Origin of the sequence: Alteromonas sp. CNT1-28 (assembly GCF_022348345.1) — a bacterium.
Taxonomy (GTDB): domain Bacteria; phylum Pseudomonadota; class Gammaproteobacteria; order Enterobacterales; family Alteromonadaceae; genus Alteromonas; species Alteromonas macleodii.
The window spans coordinates 1-4,484 of the sequence record NZ_JAKREZ010000069.1; the positions used below are offsets into that span (position 1 = coordinate 1).

The 4,484-nt window shown below is 39.1% G+C and carries 5 protein-coding genes; all 5 read left to right on the plus strand.

Features of this window, described 5'->3' with window-relative positions; translation table 11 throughout:
* The first annotated feature begins 1,533 nt into the window (after positions 1-1,533).
* The 5 genes from MHN02_RS21100 to MHN02_RS21120 all read left to right on the plus strand — a co-directional run bounded on the left by MHN02_RS21100 (position 1,534) and on the right by MHN02_RS21120 (position 4,368).
* Entirely contained in the window at positions 1,534-2,025 is a 492-nt protein-coding gene (locus MHN02_RS21100) for a DUF411 domain-containing protein (protein ID WP_014978038.1), read from the plus strand.
* A 91-nt stretch (positions 2,026-2,116) separates the two neighbouring features.
* A complete protein-coding gene (locus tag MHN02_RS21105; RefSeq protein WP_012516900.1) occupies positions 2,117-2,470 on the plus strand; it encodes a copper resistance CopC family protein in 354 nt (117 codons plus the stop codon).
* Between the two features lie 21 nt (positions 2,471-2,491).
* On the plus strand, positions 2,492-3,379 hold the full coding sequence (locus MHN02_RS21110) for a CopD family protein (protein WP_239247925.1): 888 nt from the start codon (positions 2,492-2,494) through the stop codon (positions 3,377-3,379).
* A gap of 20 nt (positions 3,380-3,399) precedes the next feature.
* Positions 3,400-3,870 carry a nuclear transport factor 2 family protein gene (locus tag MHN02_RS21115; protein WP_012516902.1) on the plus strand — a complete coding sequence of 157 codons (471 nt, stop codon included), beginning with the start codon at positions 3,400-3,402 and terminating at the stop codon, positions 3,868-3,870.
* A 27-nt stretch (positions 3,871-3,897) separates the two neighbouring features.
* On the plus strand, positions 3,898-4,368 hold the full coding sequence (locus MHN02_RS21120; protein WP_239247924.1) for a nuclear transport factor 2 family protein: 471 nt from the start codon (positions 3,898-3,900) through the stop codon (positions 4,366-4,368).
* Positions 4,369-4,484: the final 116 nt, after the last annotated feature.

The window sequence follows — 4,484 nt, forward strand, 5'->3', positions numbered from 1 at the left end:
GCAATTACGCTAAATAACTATGTACATGAGCCGTATACGAGGCCCGTATGTACGGTTCTGTGAGAGGGATGAGGCGGTGACGCCTCACCCTACTCGATGATCTCGGCGGTTGAAAAACACAGGCACACGCTAACGTGCCCCTGCGGCTGCGCCGCGCGTTGCAATCCCGGAGCGAGGCACCATTATTCAGAAAGCCCTGCATGAAAATGCGGGGCTTTTTGTTTTAGCAGTCTAACTTTATTTTACTGTGAGTAAGTTTGAAGTTTCGGTAATTGAATATGTGTATAAAATCTTCAGAGAATTTATACAAAGTAGATTTAGGGTCTTTGATATTGTTATTAGGATAATATCCTTTCCCAAAGAATTTGATTAATATAATTTTGACAGTCTTATGTAGGCGGCCGAGAATGGAAAGGATGATCTGCGTGGACTATTCCAATGTTGTCAAAGTTCGTTTCAATAGATATCGAAAGAGGTAACTTGTTAGCTAAGTTAAAATATTTATTCTTAAGCTCATTGTCTAAGTATTGCCACCATTTACCTTCATTCTGATACCAAAGCTCAGATTGGTATAGCTTGCTCAAATTGATTTCTAATATTAGTTTTTCATGATTCCCTAATACAGAAAAGAATCATTTCTCATCTAATAAATTCAAACACCTCTCAGAATTTAGGTTTCTGTCAATAAGGTCGCCGACATCAAAAACTCTATCTGTCAGAGCGCGAGTTCCTCAAGCATTTATTTGTCAGCCTCCTCAATTTTTTGTGTAAGTCCGGGTACCTCCTGTTATAACGTTAATGGAACTGGACAAAGAGAAAGCATTGTGGCAACTACTTAGAGCGTTCAAGTTCTATCGCAGTATCTGAATTACGGATTTAGTGGCGCGGCTAAAAATTTGCATGGTTGTAGGCTATCTCTCTCATCATGACTATTTCTTAAATTCTGCCGATGAACGGGCTATTCTAATCACAAATCAGCCTCAACTGTTTACCAATTCGCGAAAATCCATTATTCTCCATATTGGTTATGTTTAATGCTTAAGAAATGTTTAAATCCATATCAAAAGTAATATTAGTGTTTACAGTGCTATCTGCCCTCGTCGGGCAAGCGATGGCTGTAGATACTATGAGTTTTGAAATGGCTATTGACAACAAACATTACAATAGTAATTCTGAATCGAATTGCTCTACGAACATGAGCCATGGTATGAGAGTAGATTCTAGCAGTTCGGAGAACGCTAGTATTAAAGATTGTTGCAACACTTCGGAATGCACATGCCCACCAGGTGGTTGTACTCATGCTCCCGTCCTTATAGCTTCCATGATGACTGTTCAACACCCAGTGGTGCCGGACGCTTCATTTGGCTTGTTCTTCCAACAGCCAGTTTCAGTAACATCCTCACTTTTTCGCCCACCGATATTTGCCTAACACGGGGTCAGTGCGTCCAAATTTAACGCACAATTTGTTTCAGTTCCTGTTTATTATCTAGGTGCTAGCGTACCTATATGTGCCAGCTTTGTCTGGAGGCAAAAATGTTAAAAAAAATCATCTATCAAGCTGCGGTATTACTGCTAATTCTACCTAGCATTGCCATGGCAAATATCCACCATGGCGCAAACGACGTCTTCGAATTATTAGTTTATAAATCACCATCGTGTGGATGTTGCAAAAAGTGGATAACCCATCTAGAAAACCAAGGGTTTCAACTACGTACAAAGGACTTTCATAACTTGAGCGACATCAAGAACGAATACGGAATTTCGCCAAATCTTCGCTCTTGCCATACCGCTGTTACAGAAAACGGCTTTGTATTTGAAGGCCATGTCCCTTCTAAGTTTATAAAACGATTCTTGTTAGAAGAACATCCAAAGGCTATCGGGTTATCTGTTCCAGCTATGCCAGTAGGTTCACCCGGAATGGAAGTAGCAGAGCAGTTTATGCCTTATACCGTTTTCATTATATATCAAGATGGGAGCTACGAACCTTACGCGAAAGTAGAAAGCTACGACAGTCAATTCGATTGAAGTCAAAGTTAAACAAATAAATGCGCACTTTTGACAATCAAAGCAATTTTAATTTTTAAAAACCGAATATTAACCAAAGATAGAGGTAATCATGAAAGCACTTGTTAAATCATTTGCAATATTTAGTGTACTGCTAAGCAGCGTGGCATTAGCACATGAGGCTATAGAAATTAAATCTAGCACACCAAGCAAAAATGCAATGTTGATGGAGGCCCCAATGGAACTATCAGTCAGCTTTACCAAGGGAGTTAGATTAATAAAAGTAGTTTTAAAAGACAGTGAAGGTGCAAAAGTTGATTTTGGCTTTGAACCTCCGAAAGAGGTTGCAACGGATTATTCTTGGACCTTACCTAAATTACGTCCAGGTTCATACAATGTTGAGTTCATCATGCTTGGCTCCGATGGGCACAAGATGAAAGATAGTTTTGGATTTATGGTGCACTAAAAAGGGGATTCAGCTGTGGAAATGTATATCTGGAACACTGTAATTGTAGTGACAAAGCTAATGTTTTATTTAGGTTTCGCGGCCACAGCTGGATATACATTTTTCTGGCGAGATATTAACGACAGTAGGACAAGTTATACAACGCCATCTTATAGCGCTGTATGGGTAAAGGTTTGTGTCTTTGTTGCGTTTATTTCTAATGCAGTGTGGTTTATCGCGAACACTGGAGCGATGGTAGAAGAGGGAATTCAAGGCGCACTTGACCCCTTTATGCTTAAGATAATGTTGAGTTCTCCTATCGGTGAAGTCACCTTGTATCGTGCGGGGGGGGTAGCCGTAGCTTTAATAACTATCTACTTATTGAAATTTAAACCTCTTAAACCTTTCCTAAGGTTAAAGTCTTGCTTACTTGTGCTGTGTCTATTCACTCTCTCGTACACATTTACTTTAACCGGCCACGTTTCTGAATTAGGAAGTATTGCTCGAATACTACTTATGGTTCACGTATTTGTTATGGCTTGGTGGTTTGGTGCATTGATTCCGTTAAAGCTCTCCTGCCATTACCAGAGCTACGAAAAGCTTTATAAATTAATGGATAGGTTTGGTACGCAGGCGGCCGTATTGGTTACCTTATTATTATCTGCAGGCATTTGGCTAGCTATTCAATTGGTAGGTAGTTTTGAAGGGTTATTTAGCTCCATATATGGGCAAACTCTTCTTGTTAAAATGTTCCTTGTAACTAGCATTCTAGCTATTGCTATACGGCACAAACTGAAATTAGTCCCAAAACTTAAAAGTGGCTCGGGAAGCGAAGCACTCTCAAAATCCATTTCATTAGAGTTAACAATAGCAGTTGCTATTTTAATCATTACTTCTGGGCTTACGAGTATTGTAGGTCCCGAAAGATAAAACTTAGAAGAGAAATTCAAATGAAAATTAAATTATTAGTCTTACTATTTATCATGCCCGTAATCATGAGTTTTGCTGCTAGTGCCCATGAAAAAGAACATCATGAGAAAGGTATGTTTAGTGGGTTAGATACGCCTGCAGCTAAAATAGTTATTGCATTCCATCACGCGCTTAATACGGGAGACAAAATCACTGCGAAGAGCCTACTGGCGGATGATGTGACTATTTATGAAGGAGGCGGAGTTGAGAGGAGCGCAGATGAATATGCTCAACATCATATGAATTCAGATATGGAATATCTATCGTCAGTGACAAATAAAGCGTTGGAGCATCAAGTCAAAGTTCTGGGCAACACAGCAATCTCCGCATCGCGGTTTCTGGTCAATGGGATGTTTAAGGGGGAAGAGAGAGACTACCAAAGTATGGAAACAATTGTCTTAATCAACACCGAAGGAGAGTGGAAAATCAAACATATTCATTGGTCAAATTGATTCGATTAACTACCCGAGAGAGCTCGTATGAAAAAATTTTTAATCATAATCATTTCGTCTTTGTTATCTTTTTTCACTTTCGCTCATGATAACAATGCAACTGATAAAGATCAGATAAAAGACATTATAAAGCAAATTGAATATGGCTGGGAGAATGGAGACGGTGCCCCCTTTAAAAAGCACTTTTTCGACTTTAAAGGCGCAAGATACTTTGAATCTGGCGGACAGAATGTAGGGTTAAGTGACTTGATAGAGCATCATGTTGAACCAGAAAAGGATGCCTTAGTTTTCTTAAGTTTAGATTTTTCTAACATTCAAACTCATGTAGAAGATGATTTTGCTTGGATACTCGTTGATACAACCGTTCAAGGAAAGGTTAGGAAGTCTGGAGAAACTTTCAACAAAACGGGGTTTCAAACCTTTCTTTTTAAAAAAGTTAACGGTGAGTGGCTGATAGTTCACACGCATTCCTCTAGTAGAAATCGTGCAAAAGACTAGCGAAATAAATGTATTGAAGAGACTGTAACTAATTTTGTGTAACTGCCTATCTCAATTTACTCTATAGAGAGTTAAGGATAGGCAGATGAACATGAATAAGAAAGAGCTTGAAGCTT

Coding starts and splice junctions, on each gene's coding strand:
- MHN02_RS21120 (WP_239247924.1), top strand. CDS start 3,898: ATGAAAAAATTTTTAATCATAATCATTTCGTCTTTGTTATCTTTTTTC.
- MHN02_RS21100 (WP_014978038.1), top strand. CDS start 1,534: ATGTTAAAAAAAATCATCTATCAAGCTGCGGTATTACTGCTAATTCTA.
- MHN02_RS21115 (WP_012516902.1), top strand. CDS start 3,400: ATGAAAATTAAATTATTAGTCTTACTATTTATCATGCCCGTAATCATG.
- MHN02_RS21110 (WP_239247925.1), top strand. CDS start 2,492: ATGTATATCTGGAACACTGTAATTGTAGTGACAAAGCTAATGTTTTAT.
- MHN02_RS21105 (WP_012516900.1), top strand. CDS start 2,117: ATGAAAGCACTTGTTAAATCATTTGCAATATTTAGTGTACTGCTAAGC.